Annotated in this window: 18 protein-coding genes; 6 read left to right on the forward strand and 12 right to left on the reverse strand. The window is 71.7% G+C overall.

What is annotated here, in order from left to right; translation table 11 throughout:
• Positions 1 to 5 precede the first annotated feature (5 nt).
• Entirely contained in the window at positions 6 to 593 is a 588-nt protein-coding gene (locus tag IDM40_RS19245; RefSeq protein ID WP_193123414.1) for a TetR/AcrR family transcriptional regulator, read from the reverse strand.
• 117 nt (positions 594 to 710) lie between these two features.
• Here IDM40_RS19245 and IDM40_RS19250 point away from each other — a divergent pair, with 117 nt between their 5' ends.
• Both IDM40_RS19250 and IDM40_RS19255 read left to right on the forward strand, forming a co-directional pair.
• Entirely contained in the window at positions 711 to 1,619 is a 909-nt protein-coding gene (locus IDM40_RS19250; protein WP_193123415.1) for an alpha/beta fold hydrolase, read from the forward strand.
• Positions 1,620 to 1,727: 108 nt separating this feature from the next.
• On the forward strand, positions 1,728 to 2,489 hold the full coding sequence (locus IDM40_RS19255; protein ID WP_193123416.1) for a hypothetical protein: 762 nt from the start codon (positions 1,728 to 1,730) through the stop codon (positions 2,487 to 2,489).
• A gap of 18 nt (positions 2,490 to 2,507) precedes the next feature.
• Here the strand turns inward: IDM40_RS19255 and IDM40_RS19260 are convergent, their stop codons facing one another.
• The gene (locus tag IDM40_RS19260) at positions 2,508 to 3,239 is read right to left on the reverse strand and encodes a hypothetical protein (protein WP_193123417.1); all 732 of its coding nucleotides are present in this window, start codon (positions 3,237 to 3,239) and stop codon (positions 2,508 to 2,510) included.
• A 478-nt stretch (positions 3,240 to 3,717) separates the two neighbouring features.
• Here IDM40_RS19260 and IDM40_RS28855 point away from each other — a divergent pair, with 478 nt between their 5' ends.
• Both IDM40_RS28855 and IDM40_RS28290 read left to right on the forward strand, forming a co-directional pair.
• Positions 3,718 to 4,386 (forward strand): TetR/AcrR family transcriptional regulator, encoded by a 669-nt coding sequence (locus IDM40_RS28855; RefSeq protein WP_328807069.1) that lies wholly within the window; start codon positions 3,718 to 3,720, stop codon positions 4,384 to 4,386.
• A 96-nt stretch (positions 4,387 to 4,482) separates the two neighbouring features.
• Positions 4,483 to 7,347 carry a protein kinase domain-containing protein gene (locus tag IDM40_RS28290; RefSeq protein ID WP_235997759.1) on the forward strand — a complete coding sequence of 955 codons (2,865 nt, stop codon included), beginning with the start codon at positions 4,483 to 4,485 and terminating at the stop codon, positions 7,345 to 7,347.
• A gap of 36 nt (positions 7,348 to 7,383) precedes the next feature.
• Here IDM40_RS28290 and IDM40_RS19275 read toward each other — a convergent pair whose 3' ends face one another.
• From IDM40_RS19275 to IDM40_RS19285, 3 genes are all read right to left on the reverse strand, one after another.
• On the reverse strand, positions 7,384 to 8,178 hold the full coding sequence (locus IDM40_RS19275) for an FkbM family methyltransferase (protein WP_328807070.1): 795 nt from the start codon (positions 8,176 to 8,178) through the stop codon (positions 7,384 to 7,386).
• Between the two features lie 228 nt (positions 8,179 to 8,406).
• Positions 8,407 to 10,608 carry a catalase/peroxidase HPI gene (gene katG, locus IDM40_RS19280; RefSeq protein WP_193123419.1) on the reverse strand — a complete coding sequence of 734 codons (2,202 nt, stop codon included), beginning with the start codon at positions 10,606 to 10,608 and terminating at the stop codon, positions 8,407 to 8,409.
• 31 nt (positions 10,609 to 10,639) lie between these two features.
• Positions 10,640 to 11,071: a Fur family transcriptional regulator gene (locus tag IDM40_RS19285; protein ID WP_193123420.1), complete on the reverse strand. Its 432-nt coding sequence runs from the start codon at positions 11,069 to 11,071 to the stop codon at positions 10,640 to 10,642.
• Between the two features lie 348 nt (positions 11,072 to 11,419).
• On the opposite strand from IDM40_RS19285, the gene IDM40_RS19290 reads away from it, so the two are divergent.
• The gene (locus IDM40_RS19290) at positions 11,420 to 13,165 is read left to right on the forward strand and encodes a stealth family protein (RefSeq protein WP_193123421.1); all 1,746 of its coding nucleotides are present in this window, start codon (positions 11,420 to 11,422) and stop codon (positions 13,163 to 13,165) included.
• Positions 13,166 to 14,160: 995 nt separating this feature from the next.
• Here IDM40_RS19290 and IDM40_RS19295 read toward each other — a convergent pair.
• Genes IDM40_RS19295 through IDM40_RS19320 form a run of 6 tightly spaced genes read right to left on the reverse strand, consistent with a single transcriptional unit; the run spans position 14,161 to position 19,043 of the window.
• A complete protein-coding gene (locus tag IDM40_RS19295; RefSeq protein WP_193123422.1) occupies positions 14,161 to 15,138 on the reverse strand; it encodes an ABC transporter substrate-binding protein in 978 nt (325 codons plus the stop codon).
• Entirely contained in the window at positions 15,135 to 15,872 is a 738-nt protein-coding gene (locus tag IDM40_RS19300; RefSeq protein ID WP_193123423.1) for an ABC transporter ATP-binding protein, read from the reverse strand. The genes IDM40_RS19295 and IDM40_RS19300 overlap by 4 nt, the downstream gene beginning before the upstream one ends.
• On the reverse strand, positions 15,848 to 16,705 hold the full coding sequence (locus tag IDM40_RS19305) for an ABC transporter permease (protein ID WP_235997760.1): 858 nt from the start codon (positions 16,703 to 16,705) through the stop codon (positions 15,848 to 15,850). Before IDM40_RS19305 ends, IDM40_RS19300 begins: the two co-directional genes overlap by 25 nt.
• 33 nt (positions 16,706 to 16,738) lie before the next feature.
• Positions 16,739 to 17,257 (reverse strand): flavin reductase family protein, encoded by a 519-nt coding sequence (locus tag IDM40_RS19310; RefSeq protein ID WP_193123424.1) that lies wholly within the window; start codon positions 17,255 to 17,257, stop codon positions 16,739 to 16,741.
• Between the two features lie 14 nt (positions 17,258 to 17,271).
• On the reverse strand, positions 17,272 to 17,835 hold the full coding sequence (locus IDM40_RS19315; protein WP_193123425.1) for an NADPH-dependent FMN reductase: 564 nt from the start codon (positions 17,833 to 17,835) through the stop codon (positions 17,272 to 17,274).
• Between the two features lie 17 nt (positions 17,836 to 17,852).
• Positions 17,853 to 19,043, reverse strand: coding sequence for an LLM class flavin-dependent oxidoreductase (locus IDM40_RS19320; RefSeq protein ID WP_193123426.1), 1,191 nt, complete (start codon positions 19,041 to 19,043; stop codon positions 17,853 to 17,855).
• Positions 19,044 to 19,268: 225 nt separating this feature from the next.
• Between IDM40_RS19320 and IDM40_RS19325 the strand changes: the two genes are divergently transcribed.
• Positions 19,269 to 20,036 (forward strand): DUF6544 family protein, encoded by a 768-nt coding sequence (locus IDM40_RS19325; protein ID WP_193123427.1) that lies wholly within the window; start codon positions 19,269 to 19,271, stop codon positions 20,034 to 20,036.
• 191 nt (positions 20,037 to 20,227) lie between these two features.
• On the opposite strand, the gene argG is transcribed toward IDM40_RS19325, so the two are convergent.
• Complete coding sequence (argG, locus tag IDM40_RS19330) at positions 20,228 to 21,679, reverse strand: argininosuccinate synthase (protein ID WP_193123428.1); 1,452 nt, start codon at positions 21,677 to 21,679, stop codon at positions 20,228 to 20,230.
• Positions 21,680 to 21,696 lie beyond the last annotated feature (17 nt).

Genomic DNA, 21,696 nt, shown 5'->3' on the forward strand with positions numbered 1-21,696 from the left:
CCCGGTCAGCCCGACTCTCCGCCGTCGGTCCGATCAGGGGCGGCGTGGCGGATGTCCATGTCGAGGGTCCGCGCCCACGACTGGTCGACCCGGTCCAGCTCCAACGTGGTGACCAGGTGGCACAACTGGCCGGTGGCGATGAAGCGCTGCACCTGCCGTGCGCTGCCCCCGGAGCGGCTCGAGGCGAACCTCGTGGTCTCGGCCATGCCACGCCTCATGGCTTCCCCGATCTCCGGCACATCCGCGGCGGAGAGCGCGTGCACCTGCAGCATCAGCAGGTCGCGGTCGGCGATCAGCGCCGCGTACGCGCCGCCCATCGCGTCCAGCACGTCCTCGGCCTCGCCGGAGGCCGCGGCCTCCGCACCCTCGGCGAGCGCTTCCCGGATCAACTCGAAGCACCGGTCGAGCGCGGCGACGAACAGCTGTTTCTTGCCCGGGAAGAGCTTGAACACGTACGCCGGTGAAATGCCGGCGTGCTCGGCCACGGCCGAGATCGGCGTACCCAGGTAGCCGGAAGCGGCGAAGACGTGGATCGCACTGGCGACCACGGTCGCCTTTCTGGCCTCTGCGGTGGACGTGAGCTCTCGTGGCATATGAGTGACTGTACACTCACTCTCTCAGGAGGCACAAGTGCCCGACGATCGGCCGACCCGCGCCCCGAGGCCGGAAATGCGATTGCGCGTGCCTCTCACCCGCGTGACGATGTGCGGATGGCACCCGAGCAGATCCACCTGCCCATCGCCGACGGCGCCCTCGCGGCCCTGGACTTCGGCGGCCCTGACCCAGGATCCGGTTCCGGCTCCGGCACCGCTTCCGGCCCGCCCGTCCTGCTCGTGCACGGTTCCGGGCACAACGCCGCCGCCTGGACCGACGTGGCTCCGCACCTGGCCCAGCACCGCCGGGTGGTCGCCGTCGACCTGCGCGGGCACGGCCGCACCCCGCTCGAGTCCGACCGCGCCGAGCAGTACTGGCGGGACCTCGCCGCCGCCACCCGGGCCCTGGGCTGGGAGAACCCCCTCCTGGTCGGCCACTCCATGGGCGGGTACGCGGTCACCGCAGTCACCGCGGCCGGCCTGGTCGACCCCGCGGCCGTCTGCATCGTGGACGGGCTGGTCCTGGACGACCGGCGGACGGCCGTCACACAACAGGCGTACTGGAGCACACCCGAGGCGCTCGAGCAGATCCGCGACCGGTTCGGGTACGGCTGGTCGGCGACCGAGGACGAGATGCGCGCCTACATCGACCGCAGTGTGCGCGAGGCGCCCGAGGACTGGCTCAACGCCGGTTCGCGCCCGGAACTGGTCCGGGACGTGCTCGAGCGCTCGTTCACACGCCGTGGCGACCGGTGGCTGCGGCGCCCCACCGCCGAACAGATCGCCGTCATCAGCTCCCCCGCCCCGGACGCGGACGTCTACCCGAGCGTGGACGTGTACGACCTCCTGACCTGCCCCGTCACGATCGTCCTGCCCGACGAGGGGTTCTACGCCGACCGCCGGGACGAGGTGCGGGCACTGGTCGAGGGTCGGCCGGAGCGCGCGCTCGTGGAGATGCACACGCACCACAACGTCCCCATGGCAGCACCGGAGGAACTCGCCCGGATCATCCTCGCGACGCCGTGACCTCGCCGGGGCCCTCGAACCGCCCCGGCGACCGCCCTCCCGGCCACGGAGTGTCACACCCGCGCAGTAGGTTCTACGCGCGATCACTTCCCCGCCGGAAAGGCCCCCATGGAGTTCCACACCCCCGGACGCCCCGACGACCTGCCCCCGTTCGAGACCCTCTGGGCCCGCGCCTCCGCGCTGTCGGTCCTGGAAGCCGCCGGCGCCGAGAACGGGCACGAGTACGTGGGCCCGTTCGTGCACCACGACGACAGCGGTGGCAATGAATGGCGGCTCACCCGTCTCGAAGGCGGGCGCGGTGTGCTCGTGGGCGCCGACCACGAGTGCGACGACCACTCGTCGGTCGAGGGTTTCGACCCCTACGCCGGCCCCGACTGGCTGCCCTGGGACCTGCTGGCCGAGTTGGAGGACGACCGCGAGCAGGGCTTCGCCTACTGGTGGGACGGTGCACGCTGGGACCGCATCGACTACCCGGACATCATCGGGAACGACGGCCTGAACCTGCTGCTCAAGCACCTGGCCACGAGGGAGAGCGCGCTGAGCCGGGTGATGCAGCACCTCGACGTGCCCTCCGGCTCCGACGCGTGGGACGAGGGCGCTCCCCGCCTCGACCGTGTCCTGCAACTCGCCGAGGAGCGCACCGGCACGGAAGAGCAGTGGCGGGCCGTCCTCGACGACGCCGTTGTCTTCATCGCCAAGGCCCAGGCGGACTCCGAATACCGCTTCCGCGAGCCCGACGAGTGCGAGGCCGCCCCCGCGCTGGAGGTCGCCGAGCGGTGCGGCCTGATCGCGGGGACCTCGCCCGAGGAGCTCCCCGCAGGCAAGGGCCGCCCCGACGACTGGTCCTGGACCCCGCGCCCACGTTGGTGAACCACCATCCGGGCCGCATCAGGTTTCCAGGTCCAGCCGGAGCCGGCCGATCGTGAAGTGGAAGGGCGCGGGAACCGGCGGGCGCCTGCGCGCGGCGAGGCTCCGGAGCGCAAGCGCCGGCCAACCGACCGACGCGTTGACGCCGGTGAAGAACACGTACCTGGCACCGTCGCCCTGCGCCTTTCCCTCTCCCCCGGCGCACAGGCTGGAACCGAAGAAGCCGTTGCGCGCCCACTCGGGCCCGTCCTCCGCCAGGAGCACGGGTTCCGGGCGTGTCCAGTCGGCGGGGTCGCCGCTGGGGATGTCCGACACGCTCAGCCAGAGCCCCTGCTCCGGGTGGTCGGGGTCGCCGTACAGGTTGGGGCTCGTGCTCAGCAGCATCTCGTAACGCGAGGCCCCTCCGTGCACGTACGCGTGCGCGAAGCCCTCCGAGGCCGGATGCAGCACCCGCGGTTCGGTCCATCCGGATACGCCGTCCGTGCTCTCGGTGTAGTGGATGGCCGAGACCGGTTGTTCGCCCTTGGCCGGCTCCCGGGGCGTGGCACGGAACCACATGCGCCACTTTCCGTCCGCGTACAGGACCTTGGGACCGAGGACGCTGGGGTTGCGGTTGTCCCCGACCACGACGGGGTCGGGGTGGCGGCGCCAGCCGTCGCCGGAACGCTCGAGGAACCCGATGGCGAAGGGCGTGTCGTTGCCCTGGACCCGTCGTGAGCTGCGGCCCGTGTAGTAGATGCGTTCCGTCGGCACCGTTCCTCCGTCGGGAGCGGGACCGCGGACGTAACAGGGTTCGTGCAACCCGTGGTGGTCCCAGGACCCGCGGGGCGGTTGCGGCACGAGCGGTTCGGCCCGGTGGGGCTTGCCGGGGGGCCGTGGTGATCTGCCACCGCGCCCCGTCGTCGAGCCCGGCCCCCTCGGGCAGGCGCGCGGTGAAGAGGTTGTTGCGGAAGTCGCGCTGGAACCCGCCGAGGAACATCGTCCACCGGCCGTCGACCCGTCGCACGTCGGGGTCTCCGGCGCCGAGCAGGTTCCGGACGGGCCGGTATCCGTCGAGCATGCTGAACAGCGCGTTCGGTTCACCGGTTCTCATGTGTTCCCCCTGCTTCTGCTGCGCGGGGTGCGGTCCGCCGTCACAGCCGACGTGGATGAGTACACCGTACGCATCGTGTGGGTGCAGCGTACGCATACCGGTAGGCTCGCACCAGACCCCGACCGTTGGAGTGCACAGGTGAACAGGCGAACCCCCCTCACGCAGGACCGCATCGTCACCGCGGCGATCGAGGTCGCCGACGAGCAGGGCTTCGACGCGGTCTCCATGCGCCGGGTCGCCCTCCACCTGGGCACCGGAACCATGTCGCTCTACCGGCACGTCGCCGACAAGGGCGAGCTGGTCTCGGCCATGGTCGACCGCGTGACCGGTGAGTACTCCTGCACCGGCGCCGACACCTCGGGCATGGGATGGCGCGAGCGCATGCACCTGCTCGCACGGTCCGACTGGCGCATGTTCATGGAACACCGGTGGATGCTCGCGGCCACGACCACACTCGCTCCGCCCTTCGGCCCCGACTCCCTCGCCTCGATGGAGTGGGCATTGGAGGCCCTCTCCCCGCTCGGCCTCGCACCCCACGAGGCCGCCCGCGTGATCATGACGGTGACCACCTACGTCCAGGGCAGTGTGCGGGTCGTCCTGGGCGGCCCGGGGCAGGTTCGCGACCAGGACTCCCCCGGGGCCGCCGACCCCGGCCTCCAGTGGCAGGCGCGCCTGCGTGACCAGGACATACACCGGTTCCCCAGGCTGGAGGAGCTCGTGCACGGACACCGGCCCGAGGCCGACCGGGACTGGTTCGCCGACGGGCTCGACCTGATCCTCGACGGGGTGCCGGACCGGAGCCGGTGACGGGCGCGGGCCGCAGTCAGAAGGCCGCGTTCCGGGCAACGGCGGCACATCCGTTACGCTGCAGGACGAACCCTCACCTCTTCGGAACAGTCCCCCATGGAACCCCTGCGCCCTGACGATCCGCGCGAGCTCGGCGGCTACCGGCTGCTGCGGCGCGTCGGCGAGGGCGGTATGGGCGTGGTGTACCTGGCGACCTCGGCCGACGGGGCCGGGGCCGACCTGGCCGCGGTCAAGGCCGTGCGTGCCGAGTACGCCGGCGACCGGGAGTTCCGGGCACGCTTCACCGTCGAGGCCGACCTCGCGCGCCGCGTCCGAGGGCCCTACACCGCGCGCGTTCTGGACGCCGACACCGACGGACCGCGCCCGTGGCTGGCGACGGAGTACGTTCCGGGACCAGCGCTGCAGGACGCCGTCCGGGAGACCGGGCCCTTCCCCGAGGACTCGCTCCTGGCCCTGGCCTCCGGGCTGGCGCGGGCGCTGTCGGCCATCCACGAGGTGGGACTGGTCCACCGCGACCTCAAACCCTCCAACGTGCTGCTGTCCTCGCGCGGGCCGCAGGTCATCGACTTCGGGATCGCCCGCGCCGCCGACGCCACCGCGCTCACCCGGACCGGGCAGGCGCTGGGTACCCCCGGCTACATGTCCCCGGAGCAGGCCACGGGGAGCGGGCTGCACGGCGCGAGCGACCTCTTCTCGTTCGGCGGGGTGCTGGTGTTCGCGGCGACCGGGCGCGCGCCGTTCGGGGCGGGCGAACCCGCGGCGCTGCTGTACCGGGTGGTCAACGAGGAGCCGGACCTGGATGGGCTCCCCGACGCCTTGTTCCCCCTGGTCAGCGCCTGCCTGGCCAAGGACCCGGAGGAGCGGCCGGGGCTGGACGCGGTGGTCGCGGAGCTGAGCGGGACGGCGCTGCCGTCCGCGGACGACGAGACGACGGAGTGGTTGCCGGGCGCCATCGGTGCCACGGTTCACCACACGCTGGTGGCCGCGACGCGGGTCCTGCCCGGCGGGGAGACCGGCGACGAGCCCGGAGGCCAGCGCGGCGAGAGCGAGCAGGACACTGAGGGCGGTCCGGCCACCGATGCGGAGGACGGCGGCACAGCCCGGGCCGAGGAGGGCGTTCCCGAGCGGGCCGGGGACGAGGGCACCGGGCACTCGGCCGACGAGGACGAGGGCACCGGAGCGGAGCCCGTTTCCGAGGCACGGCAGACGCCCGAGGCGGCCACGGTCGTGGAGGACCGCTCCCCCTCCGAAGAGGCCTCGGACGCACCGCAGGACACCCCCACGAACGAACACGGGGCGGTCTCGGCAGAGCACGTGCCCGACGGGCAGAGCTCCGCCGAGCGCGACGCCCCGGAGCCGGAACCGTCCGAAGAGGCCGCGTCCGAGGCGAGCCCTTCCGATGACGATGCCGCACCGGACGAGGACAACCGGGACCGCGCCTCCGGGCACGAGGAACACCCCGCCGAGGGACCGAACCCAGGCCACGCACCGACCGCAGCCGCGGAGGCCTCGGCCACCGACACCGGCCGGGACCCACGTGCGCCGGAACCGTCCGAGAGCGAGGCGCCCCGGCCCGGTTCCCGCGCGCCCGCACGCGTCCCCGACGCACGCCGAGCTGCCGCATGGCGCGCCGTCTTGGCCACCCCGTCACCGGCCCCAGACCGCACTCCTGCGGCTGACGATGAGCACGACGACCGCGGACCCAAGGCGCTCCTGTTCGCCGGAGTGCTGGCGCTTGCGCTGGTCATCGCCTTGGCCTTGGCCCCGGACGCTGAGGAAGACACCGCCGCCGACGACAGCGGCGTGACCGGCGGGGGCAGTTCCCCCTCCTCGTCCTCCGCCGGATCCTCGGACGTGGAGGAAGAGCCCGACCCCGCAGAGGTCGCCGACATCGCCCCGCTCTCCGACGACCGGTTCGCCGTCCTGTCCAACCACGGGGTGCACGTCTACGACGTCGACGACCCCGAACCCGTCGAGCAGCTCCCGGAGACCCCCGAGAACGACGAAGAGCCCGGGGACAACCCGCGCATCGGCGGGCCGCCCGAGGGTGAGAACGGTCCTGACTTCACCTATTCCACGTTGGAGACCTCCTCGGACGGCAACGTCGTGGCCGCGTTCTCCACCACGGGGGCGGTCCAGAGGATCCATGTGTGGGATCTGGAGAGCGGCGACCACCACAACGTGAACCCGGCAGGCAGCGGCCGCTTCGAGAGGGACTTCGCGCTCGCCCCCGACGGCGGGACGGTGTTCACCAGCGTCAAGACCGAGCCCGACCGCGAGACCGTGGTGCGAGCCGTCGACACCGAGAGCGGGGACGAGGTCTTCACCGCAGAGATCCCCGAATACGAGGACGGGATCCAGGCCCAGGTGCAGGCTGTGGAGGCCTCACCCGACGGTTCGGCGCTCGTGGTCGCCCTGAGCCAGGGACTGTCCGTGTGGGATCCCGCGACCGGGGAGCCCCATCCCTCCTCACCGCAGATCCGGGAATGGCCGAGGAGCCACAACGGCCCCACGGCGATCGGCGACGGCTTCGTCGCCACCGCTGCCTACGAACAGCTCCTGCAGTGGGACATCCACTCCACCGGACAGCCGCAGGAGTCCAGCGTCCCCTACGAGTCCCAGCCGGACGAGGACGACGACAACCCCTGGATCACGGCGCTCTCCCTCAGCGACGACCAAGAACGGATCGTCGGCACGGGGCACCACCTCTCCGAGGGGTTGGTTCTCGTCTGGGACCGCTCCGGGGAGCTGCTCGAGGAACACCGCACAGACGATTACCAGTACTCCGCCTCGACGGCCGCACCCTCCGGACACGGTGTCATCGTCGCCGATCACACCACCGGGGACGAGATCGGTGACCCGACCGGCCCCCACCGCCTCCGCCTCCTGGACGAGAACCTGGAGACCTCGCAGGAGTACGAGCTGCCCGCGCCGGACCCCGACGACGAACCGTCGGACTGACCGGCCCGGCGCGGACAACTCTGCGCGCCACGCCCTCTACATCGCGTCGGCGCGGGCCATCACACAGTCGAACTCCAGCACGCGGCCGGTGGTCTCCTCCCGTGTCACCGGGTACATGCCGGTGATCTCGAACCCGTCCGCCTCGAACGTGGCGACGGCCTCGGCCATCCGGGGCATGCCCTCGTAGATCTGCATGAGCGCGACCTCCGACTGCAGCCCCACGAACTCGCGCACGCGGTCGCCGCCGCCGGCGTAGGCCTCCAGGTCGAAGCCCTGCGTGTCGAGCTTGAGGTAGGGCCGCGGGTCGTCGAGGCCGTCGAGGACCTTGTCGAGCAGCCCGTCGAGGCGGCGCACCTCGATCTCCTGCCCGCGGCTGCGTTTGAACCGCTTGTACCGAGTGGTCCCGAACTCGCTGGGCCCCAGCATCGAGCTCATGGACCCGTACACGACGTTGATGGTGTCGGTACGGTCCTCGCGCCCGAGCGCGTACGGGTACACGTGCCAGTCGGGGTCGTTCGCGGAGGCTCTTCGCAGTTTCTCGGTGATCTCCGGGACGGGTTCGAACGAGACGATCCGTCCCCGGTACCCGTACCGGCGCAGTTGTTTGGCGTACTGGCCGGTGTTGGCGCCCACGTCGAGCACGCAGTCGGCACGGTAGTGGTACAGGAGGGAAGCCACGTGTTCTGCGGCCAGGTGGTTCATGACCGCCTTGTGGGTGCGCTGCACGTCGGGTTTCCCGCGTCGTACGACCCAGCTCCCGCGCCCCAGGGGGACGACCTCGTACCCGTGATTGCGGCTGACCAGCGCAGTCCCGGGTTCGAGATCCTGCACACGGACGTTGAGAGTTCGGAGCAGGTTCAGGCCACGTCTGAGCAATGTCGGCATAGTGGGCCCCACGCTAAGCACCAGGCACCCGGTGTGTCAGGGGACACGCAAAAATTTGTTTGGGGAACGTAAAAACGGCCGGCCCGCCCCCTCGGGGACGGGCCGGCCGCCGGTGCAGTTCCGGATCACCCCGCGGGGTTCACCGGTGTCGGGCCGGAGCTCGGCCGGGTCGGATCAGACCAGGTCGAAGCGGTCGGCGTTCATGACCTTGTTCCACGCCTCGACGAAGTCCTGCACGAACTTGTCGGCGGCGTCGTCGGAGGCGTAGACCTCGGCCAGGGCCCGCAGCTCGGAGTTGGAGCCGAAGACCAGGTCGGCGCGGCTACCGGTCCACTTGACCTTGCCGGACTCGTCCTTGGCCTCGTAGGAGGTGGAGAAGTCGGCGTTCTTGTCGGTGGCCGTCCACTCGGTCTCCATGTCGAGCAGGTTGACGAAGAAGTCGTTCGTCAGCGCGCCCGGCTGCTCGGTGAGCACGCCCACCTGCGAGTTGTCGTAGTTGGCGCCCAGCACGCGCAGGCCGCCGACCAGGACGGTCATCTGCGGGGCGCTGAGGCCGAGCAGGTTGGCGCGGTCGACCAGCAGGTACTCCGCGGGAAGACGGTTGTCCTTGCGGTAGTAGTTGCGGAAGCCGTCGGCGACCGGCTCGAGGTAGGCGAAGATCTCCTCGTCGGTCTGCTCGGCGGAGGCGTCGACGCGGCCCGGGGTGAACGGGACGGTGACGTCCTTGCCGGCGGCCTTGGCGGCCTGCTCGACACCGGTGTTGCCGGCGAGCACGATCAGGTCGGCGAGGGAGACCTTCTTGTCGGAGGAGGCGTTGAACTCCTCCGCGATCTTCTCGAGCTTGCCGAGCACGGGGCGCAGCTCGTCCGGGTTGTTGACCTCCCAGTCGATCTGCGGCTGCAGGCGGATGCGCGCACCGTTGGCGCCGCCGCGCTTGTCGCTGTCGCGGTAGGTCGAGGCCGAGGCCCAGGCGGTGGAGACCAGCTGGGGCACGGTCAGGCCGGACTCGGCGACCTTGGCCTTGAGGGCCGCGATCTCGGAGTCACCGATGGTCTCGCCCTGCGCCTCGGGCAGCGGGTCCTGCCAGAGCAGCGTCTCGGACGGGACCTCGGGGCCGAGGTAGCGGACCTTCGGGCCCATGTCGCGGTGGGTCAGCTTGTACCAGGCGCGCGCGAAGGCGTCCTTGAGCTCCGCCGGGTTCTCGTAGAAGCGGCGGGAGATGGGCTCGTAGACGGGGTCGAAGCGCAGCGCCAGGTCCGTCGTGAGCATCGTCGGCTTGTGCTTGACGCCGGCCTTGTGGGCGTCGGGCACGATCTCGGGAGCGTCCTTGGCGATCCACTGGTTGGCGCCGCCGGGGCTCTGGGTGAGCTCGTACTCGAACTCGAACAGGTTCTTGAAGAACCCGTCGCTCCACTGGGTGGGCGTGGAGGTCCAGGTGACCTCGAGGCCGGAGGTGATGGCGTCGCCGGCCTTGCCGGAACCGTGGGCGTTCTTCCAGCCCAGGCCCTGCATCTCGAGCGGCGCGGCCTCGGGCTCGGCGTCGAGGTTGCTGTCGGGCGCGGCACCGTGGGTCTTGCCGAAGGTGTGGCCGCCGGCGATGAGCGCGACGGTCTCCTCGTCGTTCATGCCCATGCGGCCGAACGTCTCACGGATGTCGTGGGCGGCGAGCAGCGGATCCGGGTTGCCGTTCGGGCCCTCGGGGTTGACGTAGATCAGACCCATCTGGACGGCGGCCAGCGGCTTCTCGAGCTCGCGGTCGCCGCTGTAGCGCTCGTCGCCGAGCCAGGTGGTCTCGGGGCCCCAGTAGACGTCGTCGTCCGGCTCCCAGACGTCCTCACGGCCGCCGGCGAACCCGAAGGTCTCGAAGCCCATGGTCTCGAGGGCGACGTTGCCGGACAGGATGAGGAGGTCGGCCCAGGAGAGGTTCTGGCCGTACTTCTTCTTCACGGGCCAGAGCAGACGGCGGGCCTTGTCGAGGTTGCCGTTGTCGGGCCAGCTGTTGAGCGGGGCGAAGCGCTGCTGGCCGGCGCTGCCGCCGCCGCGGCCGTCGTGCTGGCGGTAGGTGCCGGCGCTGTGCCAGGCCATGCGGATGATCAGCGGGCCGTAGTGGCCGAAGTCGGCGGGCCACCAGTCCTGCGAGGTGGTCAGGACCTCGGCGATGTCGGCCTTGACCGCGTCGAGGTCGAGCGCCTGGAAGGCGGAGGCGTAGTCGAAGCCCTCGCCGAGCGGGTTGGACACCGCCGGGTTCTTGGCCAGGACCTTCAGGTTGAGCTTGTTCGGCCACCAGCCGCGGTTGGCGTCGCCCGCGGTCGGGTGCGGAGCACTGTTGCCGTGGGCAACCGGGCAACCGCCCCCGGTCTCGGTGTTTTCAGACATCGGCGTCCTTCCGGAGCAGGGAGGATGTGGTTCAGGAACTGTGCGTGCCGGAGCACTCGGGGCATGTGCCCCAATAGACGACCTCGGCCTCGTCGATCGAGAAGCCGTGGTCGTCGGATGCGGTGAGGCAGGCGGCATGGCCGACGGCGCAGTCGACGTCGGCTATGGCCCCACACGATCGGCACACGACGTGGTGGTGGTTGTCTCCCACCCGTGTCTCGTAGCGCGCCACCGACCCCTGTGGCTGGATGCGGCGAACCAGGCCGGCGCCGGTGAGTGCTTTGAGCACGTCGTAGACGGCCTGGTGTGACACGGCACCGAGCCGCCCACGCACGGAACCGATGATCGTCTCGGTGTCGGCGTGCGGGTGTTCGTGCACTGCGGAGAGCACGGCGACCCGAGGGCTCGTCACCCGCAGTGCGGACTCCCGGAGCATGTGCTCGAAATCCGTAGGGGTTGGCATACCTCGAAAGTTAGCCGACTTTTCTTGACTGAGTCAAATGATGTAGCCGGTCAGCCCATGCCGCACGTGGTGACCCGCGCCACACGGCCGGTTCCGGCCGCCGAGCCCCGTGGTCGGCCGGGGACAGCGGGGAACGCTCCCTGTGTGGCGATCTGTCACGATCCGTTCACCGTGCCGACGGTCCGGGATCTCCGGAATGCAACGAATCGTTCTCCTTTTCCTTGACCCGTCAACGCCGGGAAGGAGACGTTTGTCCTGTCTCGGGACGCCGTGTCCGCGGCGACCGACCTGTCACAGACCTTCGCGTGCCATCCCCGCCTCCCCCCGACACACGGAAGACACCGACGCATGCCTCTGAGGACCCGCATCAAGCAGACCGGAGAGCTGTTCCTCCCCCGGCAGGCCCGAGAACGCCGCGAGAACGAACGCCGCGCAGCGCAGGAGGCCACCTCCGAGGAACGCCGGCTGGCCAAGATCGCCCGCAGGCGTGAGGACCTGCTGGCCTCCGACCCCGACACCCGCACGTTCGACCACCACGGCGAGGAGCGCATCGGGCGTGTGGTCGAGGGGTTCACCTCCGACGGTGCAGCCGCCCACCACCTGGAACTCGTCACCCGCGCCCTCGACCTGGCCGAGGCCCCCTACTTCCTGGTGAGGGGGCGCTCACCCCTGCGCCACGTCGTGGGGGTGCACCGCGACCGGCGCAAGGACGTGCTCGACGCCATGCGCGAGCTGTACGCCTCCAGCGCGGTGCACGCCGCCACACCTGTGCGGGGTGGCGGGGTGGAGGGCGTCAGCGCCTACGTCGACGGTGCCCTGGACGCGGGTGTGAAGTCCGGGCTCACCATCCGTTTCGCCGAGTACCTGCTCTCCCCCGCCGGGCGCCTCATGGGCGGGTTCGAGTACGGGTGCGACGTGGAGTTCTGGCGCGACGGCGAGACCGTGTCCGCGCGGGACAACGCCGACGAGGTCCTGTCGAAGCTGCGCACCGTGATCCCCCGGCAGGCGATGACCGGAACTCTCGTGGCCCCGCGCCGGAACCGGGTCTCGGACCTGCTCACGCCCGAGGCGCGCGTGCCCGCGACCCTGCGCGTGCGCGACCGCGACCACCCGACGTACGAGCCCTTCACCTGGCGACTGGTCGACGACGCGGACTTCCCCGTGGACGTGGTCTACACGTGGGTGGACGGCGCCGACCCCGAGCACGCCGCCAAGCGCGCCCGCCACAGCGGGGCCGCCGCCTCGTCGCTGGCGGCCAACCGGTCGCGGTTCGTGGACCGGCAGGAGCTGCGGTACTCGCTGCGGTCGCTGCACACCTACGCGCCGTTCGTGCGGCACGTGTACCTGGTGACCGACGCCCAGGTCCCCGGGTGGCTGGACCCCTCGGCGGAGGGGATCACCGTGGTCGACCACCGGGACGTCTTCGACGACCACGACGCGCTGCCCACGTTCAACTCCCACGCCATCGGTGCGCGGCTGCACCACATCGAGGGGTTGTCGGAGCGCTACCTGTACTTCAACGACGACGTGTTCCTGGCCGCCCCGGTGCGGGCCGAGGACTTCTTCCACGCGAACGGGATCGCGCGCCTGCCGTTCTCCCCGTTCCAGTTCGGGGCGGGTGCCCCGCTGCGGGACGAGGTCGCGCCCAACTCGGCCGGCAAGAACGTGCGGCGGCTGCTGCACGAGAGCTTCGGTCGGCGGATCACGCACAAGTTCAAGCACGTGCCGCACCCGCAGATCCGCGAGGTCATGCTGGAACTGGAGGAGCGCTACCCCGAGGACGTGGCGCGTACGGTGCGCTCGCGTTTCCGCTCACCCGACGACGTGGGTTTCGCCGCGACCCTGCACCACCACTACGCGATGCTGACCGGACGTGCGGTGCCGGAGGAGTTCCGGCTGCGGTACGTGGACGTGGGCGCCGGCGACGCCGAGGAGAAGCTGGCCGGCCTGGAGGAGGGCGATGAGGTGGACTTCTTCTGCCTCAACGACCTCGACACCCCGCCCGAGGCCGAGGAACGGGTGGGCCGGATGGTGCGGTCGTTCCTGGAGCACCGGTTCCCGTTCCCGTCGCCCTACGAGAAGCCCGAGGCCTGAGCCGGAACGGGCCCGAGGAGCGCGCGCCCGATGGCCGGGCCACCGGGCCGCGCCTCGTTCCCGCACACGGGCGAGCTCGCGCACACGGACACGGGACGCAGGAGCAGGACGAAGCCGACCGGCTTCGCGCGGTGCGCAGCACCCAGGCCGCGAGGCCTGCCCGGCACACGCGTGCGGAGCGGAGCGCCGCGCGCACCGACCACGGCACGGAAGTCACGCGTCCAGGGGCACAGGTACGCGGGACCGGGGATTCCGCCCGGCCCCGCGTCGCGCTGCGTCCCGGGCCAGGGGGTGAACCCAGGTCGAGAGTGCCCGGCCGAAGGCCGAACCGGCCGGGCGAGCTCAGCTCCCGAGCTCCGGGCACATGCATCCACGAGGCGCCGGGCACATCACGTGCCTCGGCACGAGGCCGAGACCGAGGCCCTCGACACTCTGCACCACGCATCCCACGCAGGTGATGCACCTGCGTCCCGGGCTCGCATCGCGCGCCCCCGTCGGGGATGAACCCAGGTCGGGGTGCCCGGCCGAAGGCCGGACCAGCAGGGCGAGCTCCCGTACAAGCACACGGGGACGCAGGAGCGGGGCGCTGTCGGCCGAAGGCCGTGCGGGAGGCCCGGCTACGTACGGCGCAGCGCGGAGCGCCGCACCAGCGCCGGGGACCGCACGAGGGTCACGCGTCCAGGGGCACAGGTACGCGGGGCCGGGGATTCCGCCCGGCCCCGCGTCGCGCTGCGTCCCGGGCCAGGGGGTGAACCCAGGTCGAGGGTGCCCGGCCGAAAGCCCGGAGGCCGACCGGAGGCCGGACCGGCCGGGCGAGCTCGGCACACAGGGCTCGGGGGGAGGTCCCTACAGCGCCGGGCACACGACATGCCACGGCAGGGGACCGAGGCACTCGGCGCACTGCAGCACCACAGGGGCGGGGCCGGGAGCTGTGTCCCGGGCCAGGGGGTGACCGGGTGGCGGGGCCGGCCCCGGACCGGTCCCGCCACCCGGGGTCAGGAGGAGGGCACCAGGTGGTCGAAGCGGTCGTCGACGAACTCGGCCATGTCCGGCGCGTCCGGGATCTCCCCGGCCTCGGCGAAGTTGTCGGCGAGCACCTGCTGGTCCTCGATCAGCGCGGCGTCCACCTGGCGCGGCGAGGGTTCGCGCCGTTCCGCGGCGAGCGCGGTGACCTCCGCGGGCAGCCCGCTGTGCTCGGCCCAGACCTGCGCGTACTCCTCGGGGTTCTCCCGGGACCACTCCACGGCGCGGTGGATGCGTTCGACGTAGTCCTCGACGGCTGCCTCGCGGACCGGGTCGTCGAGTGCGTCCTCGCTCGCGACCTGGAAGTTGAACGTGTTCGTGTGGCCCTCGGCGTTGACGAGGATCTCCGCGCCGGCCTGGTCCTCGGCCTGCGACACGTACGGGTCCCAGGTCGCCCAGGCGTCCACCTCGCCCTCGGAGAACGAGGCGAGCGCGTCGGCGGGCTGCACGTAGTTGACGTCGAGGTCGTCGAAGTCCAGGCCCTCGGCGTCGAGGATCCCCAGCAACAGCCCGTGCGCGGAACTCCCCCGGGCCACGGCCACCGAGGCACCCTCCAGGTCGGCGGCCTCCTCGATGCCGGAGTCCGCCGGCACGACGACGGAGGTGCCGTCCGGGGTGGTGTCGAAGGCGGAGACGATACGCACCGAGGAGTCGGCGGCCGCGGCGAAGACCGGCGGGGTGTTGCCGACCTGCCCGATGTCGACGGCGTCGGCGTGCATCGCCTCCAGCAGCGGCGGTCCGGACGTGAAAGTGGACCACTCGATCTCGTACGGGGTGCCCTCGAGCTCCCCGGCGGCCTCCAGCAGCGGTTCCGCACCGGCGAGCTGGTCGCCGACCCGCAGCGTGAGCTCGGAGATGTCGTCGGCGCTGCCGCTCGCGGTGGAGCAGCCGGTGGCGGCCACGGCGAGGGCCAGGGCGGTGGCGGCGAGTGGGGTGGTGTGTCTGGTCATGCTGTTCCGTTCTGGGCCACACCGAGTTCGGTAAGGATCTCGGTGCGCAGGTCGAGCAGGCGCGGGTCCTGGCGGTGGCGCGGGCGTTCCAGGTCGATGTCGGCCTCCCACGAGATGCGGCCGTCGGTGAGCACGAGCGCCCGGTCGGCGAGCTGGAGCGCCTCGTCGACGTCGTGGGTCACGAGCAGGACCCCGGGGCGGTGCTGCTCCCACAGGCGCAGGACCAGGTCGTGCATGGTGGTCCGGGTCAGGGCGTCCAGCGCCCCGAAGGGTTCGTCCAGCAGGAGCAGGCCGGGGTCGCGCACCAGGGCGCGGGCGAGGGAGGCGCGCTGGGCCTCCCCGCCGGAGAGCGTGGCGGGCCAGGCGTCGGCGTGGTCGGCCAGCCCGACCTCGCCCAGCGCGGAGGCCGCACGGCCGCGGGGTTCGTCGGTGTCGAGGCCGAGCACGACGTTGGCGCCGACCTTCTTCCACGGCAGCAGGCGGGGTTCCTGGAACGCCACCATGACCGAGTCGGCGGTCCCGACGTCGCCGCCGTGTTCGAGGTCCAGCCCGGCGAGCAGGCGCAGGAGGGTCGACTTCCCCGATCCGCTGCGCCCCAGCAGCGCGACGAACTCGCCGTCGCCGATGGTCAGGTCCAGGTCGTCGAGCACGGTCCGTCCGTCGAAGGCCTTGTGCACCCCTCGGACGGCGGCCGCCTCCCCGGCGGTGGTCAGGGTCGCAGTCCGCGGCGCCATACGAGGGCCTTCCTTTCGAGGAGTCGGACGAGGGAGTCGGTGGCCAGCCCCAGCAGGCTGTAGACGATGAGGCCGAAGACGACGATGTCGGTGCGCAGGAACTCGCGGGCGCTGTTGATCATGAACCCGAGCCCGTCGTCGGCGTTGATCTGTTCGGCGACGATGAGCGCGAGCCAGGCCGAGCCGAGGCTCAGGCGCAGCCCCACGAGCAGGTTGGGCAGGGCGCCGGGCAGCACCACGTGGCGCAGGATCCCGGCCCGCCCGAGCCCGACGACCTGGGCGACCTCGTGGAACTTGGCGTCGACACCGCGGATGCCCGCGTAGGTGTTGACGTACAGCGGGATCACCACGGCGATGACGACGAGGGCGACCTTGGGCAGTTCCCCGATGCCGAACCAGAGGATGAACAGGGGGATCAGCCCGAAGATCGGCACGGTGCGCAGCATCTGCATGGGCGGGTCGACGAGGTTCTCGCCCCAGCGGGCGAGCCCGGCGGCGACCGCGAGCGCGATGCCGGCGGCGGCGCCGATGCCGAACCCGATGAGCACCCGCTGCAGGGAGGTGCCGATCGCCGGGAGCAGGGTTCCGTCCTGGAACAGTTCGACCCCGGTGAGCGCGATGGCGGAGGGTGCGGGCAGCAGGCGTTCGGGGATCAGCCCGACTGCGGACCCGACCTGCCAGATCAGCAGCAGGGCGAGGGGGCTGATCCACCGGTGCCAGGCCCGGGGATCCGTGCGGCCGGCCGGGCGGCGGCGCGCGGTCCCCCGGCCCCGGGGTGCGGTGGTGTCGGGGGCGGGAGGGCTGTGTGGTCGTCGGCGCGTCGACAGACTCAACGTGGACCTCTTTCGAGGGAGGGACCGGGGCGGTCAGCTCAGGGCGGTGAAGGAGCCGAACGCGCCGCGGTGGTAGAGCAGGGGCGGGCGGGGGTCGTCGAGTTCGAGGCAGTGGGTGACCTCGCCGACGACGAGCCAGTGGTCGCCGACCAGGCGGGTGTCGTAGCGGCGGCACACCAGGTGCACGGCGGTTCCGTCCAGCAGCGGGACGTCCTCGGGGCCGGGCCGCCAGGAGGTGGGTGCGGCGAAGCGGTCCACGCCCTTGGTGGCGAAGCGTGCGGCCAGGTCGGACTGGTCCTCCCCGAGCAGGTGCACGGCGAACTCCCCGGAGCGGCGCAGTTTCGGCCAGGTGCTGGAGGTCTCGGCGACGTAGAAACCGACCAGGGGCGGGCTGAGGCTGATGCTGGTGAAGGAGGTCGCGGTGAGTCCGACGGGCTCCCCGGCCACGTCGGCGGTCACGACCACGACCCCGCCCGGGTGGTGCGAGAGCGCGGTACGGAACCGGCCGGGGTCGACGGCGGTGGCGGTGTCGGTACCTGGTGCGGCGGTCATGCGGGTCTCCCTTCTCAGCCGACGGTGGGGACGTCGGCCCGGTGCACGGGCGGGGTCGCCGGGAACAGCGCGGGGTGCACACGCTCGAGCCATTCGGTGAGCACCCCGTCCAGGGGCGCGTCGGCCGCGTCGCCCTCCTTCGGGATGTCGTTCTGGTCGATCGCGAGCCCGGGGAAGGGCACGTCCGCGCCCAGTTCCAGGAGCAGGGGCCGCAGGTGCACCTCGACGGCGAGGGTGTGTGCGGGCGAGGCCATGACCATGAGGGGCACGGCGGTGACCTCGGACAGGCCGCCCCCGGGGAGCAGGTCGAGGAAGACCTTGAGCAGCCCGGTGTAGGTGGCCTTGTAGGTGGGTGTGGCGACCACGAGCAGGTCGCTGTCGCGCGCGCGTTCGAGGGCGGCCTCGACGGCCGGCGGCGGCGTGGGTTCGAGGAGTGCGGGCCCGAGATCGGCGAGCTCGATGGTGCCGGGTTCGGTGGTGCTCGCGGCCCGCTGCGCCAGGCGCCGGGCGGTGTGCTCGGCGGCGGTGCGGGTGCGGGATCCGGGCCGGGGGTTGCCGACCAGGGCGGTGATGGTCATCGTCGGTGGCTCCGTGGTCAGGACGCGGGCGTGGCCGTACGTTCGGGTGTGGCGAAGGGGACGCGGGGGCCGCTGGTGGATCCGCCGGCCGTGGTGGCCGCGGGGGTCTCCTCGGGCGGGGTCCACACGCCGCGTTCGCGCAGGATCGGCAGGACACCCTCGCCGAACCAGTAGGCCTCCTCCAGGTGGGGGTAGCCGGAGAGCACGAACTCGCTGATGCCGGTGCGGGCGTACTCCTCGAGGAGGTCGGCGACCTCGGTGTGGCTGCCCACCAGGGCGGTCCCTGCGCCGCCGCGGGCCAGGCCGACCCCGGCCCAGAGGTTGGGGTGGATCTCGAGGTCCTCCGCGCGGCCGCCGTGCAGTTCGAGCATGCGGCGCTGACCCTCGGACTCGCTGCGGCCCAGACCCTTCTGCACCTGGGCGATGGTCTCGGGGTCGAGGTGGTCGAGGAGGCGCGCGGCCTCGGACCAGGCCTCCTCGGAGGTGTCGCGGGTGATGACGTGCAGCCGGATGCCGTAGTCGAGGGTGCGCCCCTGTTCGGCGGCCAGGGCCTTGACGCGGTCGATCTTCTCGGCGACGGCGGCAGGCGGCTCGCCCCAGGTGAGGTAGGTGTCCACGCGGGAGGCGGCCACGTCGAGGGCGGCCGGCGAGGACCCGCCGAAGTAGATCGGGGGGTGCGGGTCGGGGCGGCGGTGGAGGGTGGCGCCCTCGACCTTGATGTGCTCGCCGTCGAGGTCGACGGTCTCGCCCTTCCAGAGCCCGTCCACGACCCGGAGGAACTCGTCGGTGCGGGCGTAGCGCTGGTCCTTGTCGAGGAAGTCGCCGTGGGTGCGCTGTTCGGCGCTCTCCCCGCCGGTGACGACGTTGAGCAGCAGCCGCCCCTTGCTGAGGCGCTGGTAGGTGGAGGCCATCTGCGCGGCCAGGGTCGGCGAGAGGAGGCCGGGCCGGAACGCGACCAGGAACTTCAGGCGCCGGGTGGCGTTGACCAGCATCGCGGTGCTCAGCCAGGCGTCCTCGCACCAGGCACCGGTGGGGGTCAGGGCACCTTCGAAGCCGAGCTGCTCGGCGGCCTGGGCGACCTGGGTCAGGTACTCGGTCGTGGGTTCGCGGGTGCGCCACGCGGAGTCGACGGCCACACCGTGACCGCCGCCGACGATGCCCCGGCTGTCGCCCTGGGTCGGGAGGAACCAGTGGAACGTGAGTGACATCGGGGGGTGCACTTCCTCTCTGCACGGCGGGGCTCTCCGGGCCTGTCCCCGCCCTCGCACACAAGAGTGATCCGCCAAACGGACTTTGTCAACCAATAAAGTAGGGAATAGGGGAAATCGCCACACGGGCCGAGCGGGGCAGGTCGAGGCGTCCGGCGCACCGGAGAGTCCCGGCCCGGCGCGGCCTGTGCCGGTCCCCGGAGTGTCCGTCCTAGGGTCGGGGCCATGGTGACTCTGCCGGCACCCCCGGAAGCCCGCGCGGCCGCCCCGACCTGGGACGCCCTGATCCCGCAGACCCCGACCACCGAGGGTTTCGACCCCGCGTCCGTGGTGGGCCTTCCCGCCCCCGTGCGCCGCTGGACCGGGCACACCATCGCCCCGGGCGCCCCCCTGTCGACGACGGTCGCCCTGACCCTGCACGGGCGGCTGTGGTTGGGCAGCTGGCGCCGGTTCCGGGCCCGGCAGGTGGTCAGCGCCGCCCACGGGTACGTGTGGGCCGCGACCGCGCACGTGGGCCCGGTGTCGGTGCGGGGCTTCGACCTCTACCACGCGGGCACGGGCCGGATGCGCTGGACCGCCGCCGGCCTGGTCCCCCTGCTCAGCGTCGAGAACGCCGACATCGCACGGAGCGCGGCGGGGCTGTTGGCGGCCGAGCTCGTGCTCACCCCGGCGGCGGCGCTGCTGCCGTCGGTGCATTGGGTCCACGTCGACGACGACACCGCGCACGCGGACGTGATCGTCGACCGGCGGGTCCACCGGGTCACGATCCGGGTGAGCCCCAAGGGCCGGCTGGAGTGGATCTCGCTGCCGCGGTGGGGCGACCCGGACGGGCACGGGTTCGACTTCCACCGCTTCACGGCCGCCTTCAGCGGGGAGCAGGACGTCGACGGCCTGGTACTGCCGCGGCGGATCCGGGCCGGGTGGGGGCTGGACGCGCACGAGGGCGCGCACGAGTTCTACGACGCTGAGATCGACGCCGCGGTCTGGCTCTGACTGCAACCCCCGGGGATCTTGCTACTGGAGCCGATATCGGCGCTGAACCCGGCTCTGGTAGCAAGATCCTCGAAGGTCTGTGCGCACCGACCGACCCCACGAGGAGAACCGCCCCGCCCGGGCATCCCGGACGGGGCGGTTCGCTGCTGCGGGGAGGGCGTTCCCCCGAGCGTTGCTGTCAGGTACCGGCCCTAGTCGTTGCCGGACTCCAGGGCGGCGTGGTCGAGCAGGCCGGTCTCGTCCGTGGCCTCGCCGCGGGAGGCGATGGCCTCGGCGCCGCCCTCGGGCATCGCGCCGATGAGCCCGGTCGAGGCGGCCTGGGCCGCGCCGACGGTGTTGGGCTGGGTGGCGTCGCCGACCATGCCGAGGCGGGAGTAGTCCTCGAGCTTGGCGCGGGAGTCGGCGATGTCGAGGTTGCGCATGGTGAGCTGGCCGATGCGGTCGACGGGGCCGAATGCGGAGTCCTCGTTGCGCTCCATGGACAGCTTGTCCGGGTGGTAGCTGAACGCCGGCCCGGTGGTGTCCATGATCGAGTAGTCCTCGCCGCGGCGCAGGCGCAGGGTGACCTCACCGGTGACGGCGGTGCCGACCCAGCGCTGCAGGGACTCGCGCAGCATCAGGGCCTGCGGCTCGAGCCAGCGGCCCTCGTACATGAGGCGGCCCAGGCGGCGGCCCTCGGAGTGGTAGGCCGCGATGGTGTCCTCGTTGTGGATCGCGTTGACCAGGCGCTCGTAGGCGTTGTGCAGCAGCGCCATGCCGGGGGCCTCGTAGATGCCGCGGCTCTTGGCCTCGATGATGCGGTTCTCGATCTGGTCGGACATGCCCAGACCGTGGCGGCCGCCGATGGTGTTGGCCTCCAGGACCAGGTCGACGGCGGAGTCGAAGCTCTTGCCGTTGATGGTCACCGGACGGCCCTGCTGGAAGCCGATGGTGACGTCCTCGGTCTGGATCTCGACCTCGGGGTCCCAGAACCGCACGCCCATGATGGGGTCGACGATCTCGATGCCGGTGTCGAGGTGCTCCAGCGACTTGGCCTCGTGGGTGGCGCCCCAGATGTTGGCGTCGGTGGAGTAGGCCTTCTCGGTGCTGTCGCGGTAGGGCAGGCCGCGCTCGACCAGCCACTCGGACATCTCCTTGCGGCCGCCGAGCTCGCCGACGAAGTCCGCGTCGAGCCAGGGCTTGTAGATGCGCAGGCCGGGGTTGGCGAGCAGGCCGTAGCGGTAGAACCGCTCGATGTCGTTGCCCTTGAAGGTGGAGCCGTCGCCCCAGATCTGGACGTCGTCCTCGAGCATGGCGCGCACCAGGAGGGTGCCGGTGACCGCGCGCCCGAGCGGCGTGGTGTTGAAGTAGCTGCGCCCGCCGGAACGGATGTGGAACGCCCCGCAGGCCAGGGCGGCAAGGCCCTCCTCCACCAGGGCGGCGCGCCCGTCGACCAGTCGCGCGACCTCCGCGCCGTAATCGTTGGCGCGCTCGGCCACCGCGGGCATATCGGTTTCGTCGTACTGGCCGATGTCGGCGGTGTAGGTGCAGGGGACGGCGCCCTTCTCGCGCATCCACGCAACCGCCACCGAGGTGTCGAGACCCCCGGAGAAGGCGATTCCGACACGTTCACCGACAGGCAGAGAGGTGAGTACCTTGGACATGAATATAAGTATGCACG

Origin of the sequence: Nocardiopsis coralli (genome assembly GCF_014892575.1) — a bacterium.
Classification (GTDB): Bacteria; Actinomycetota; Actinomycetes; order Streptosporangiales; family Streptosporangiaceae; genus Nocardiopsis; species Nocardiopsis coralli.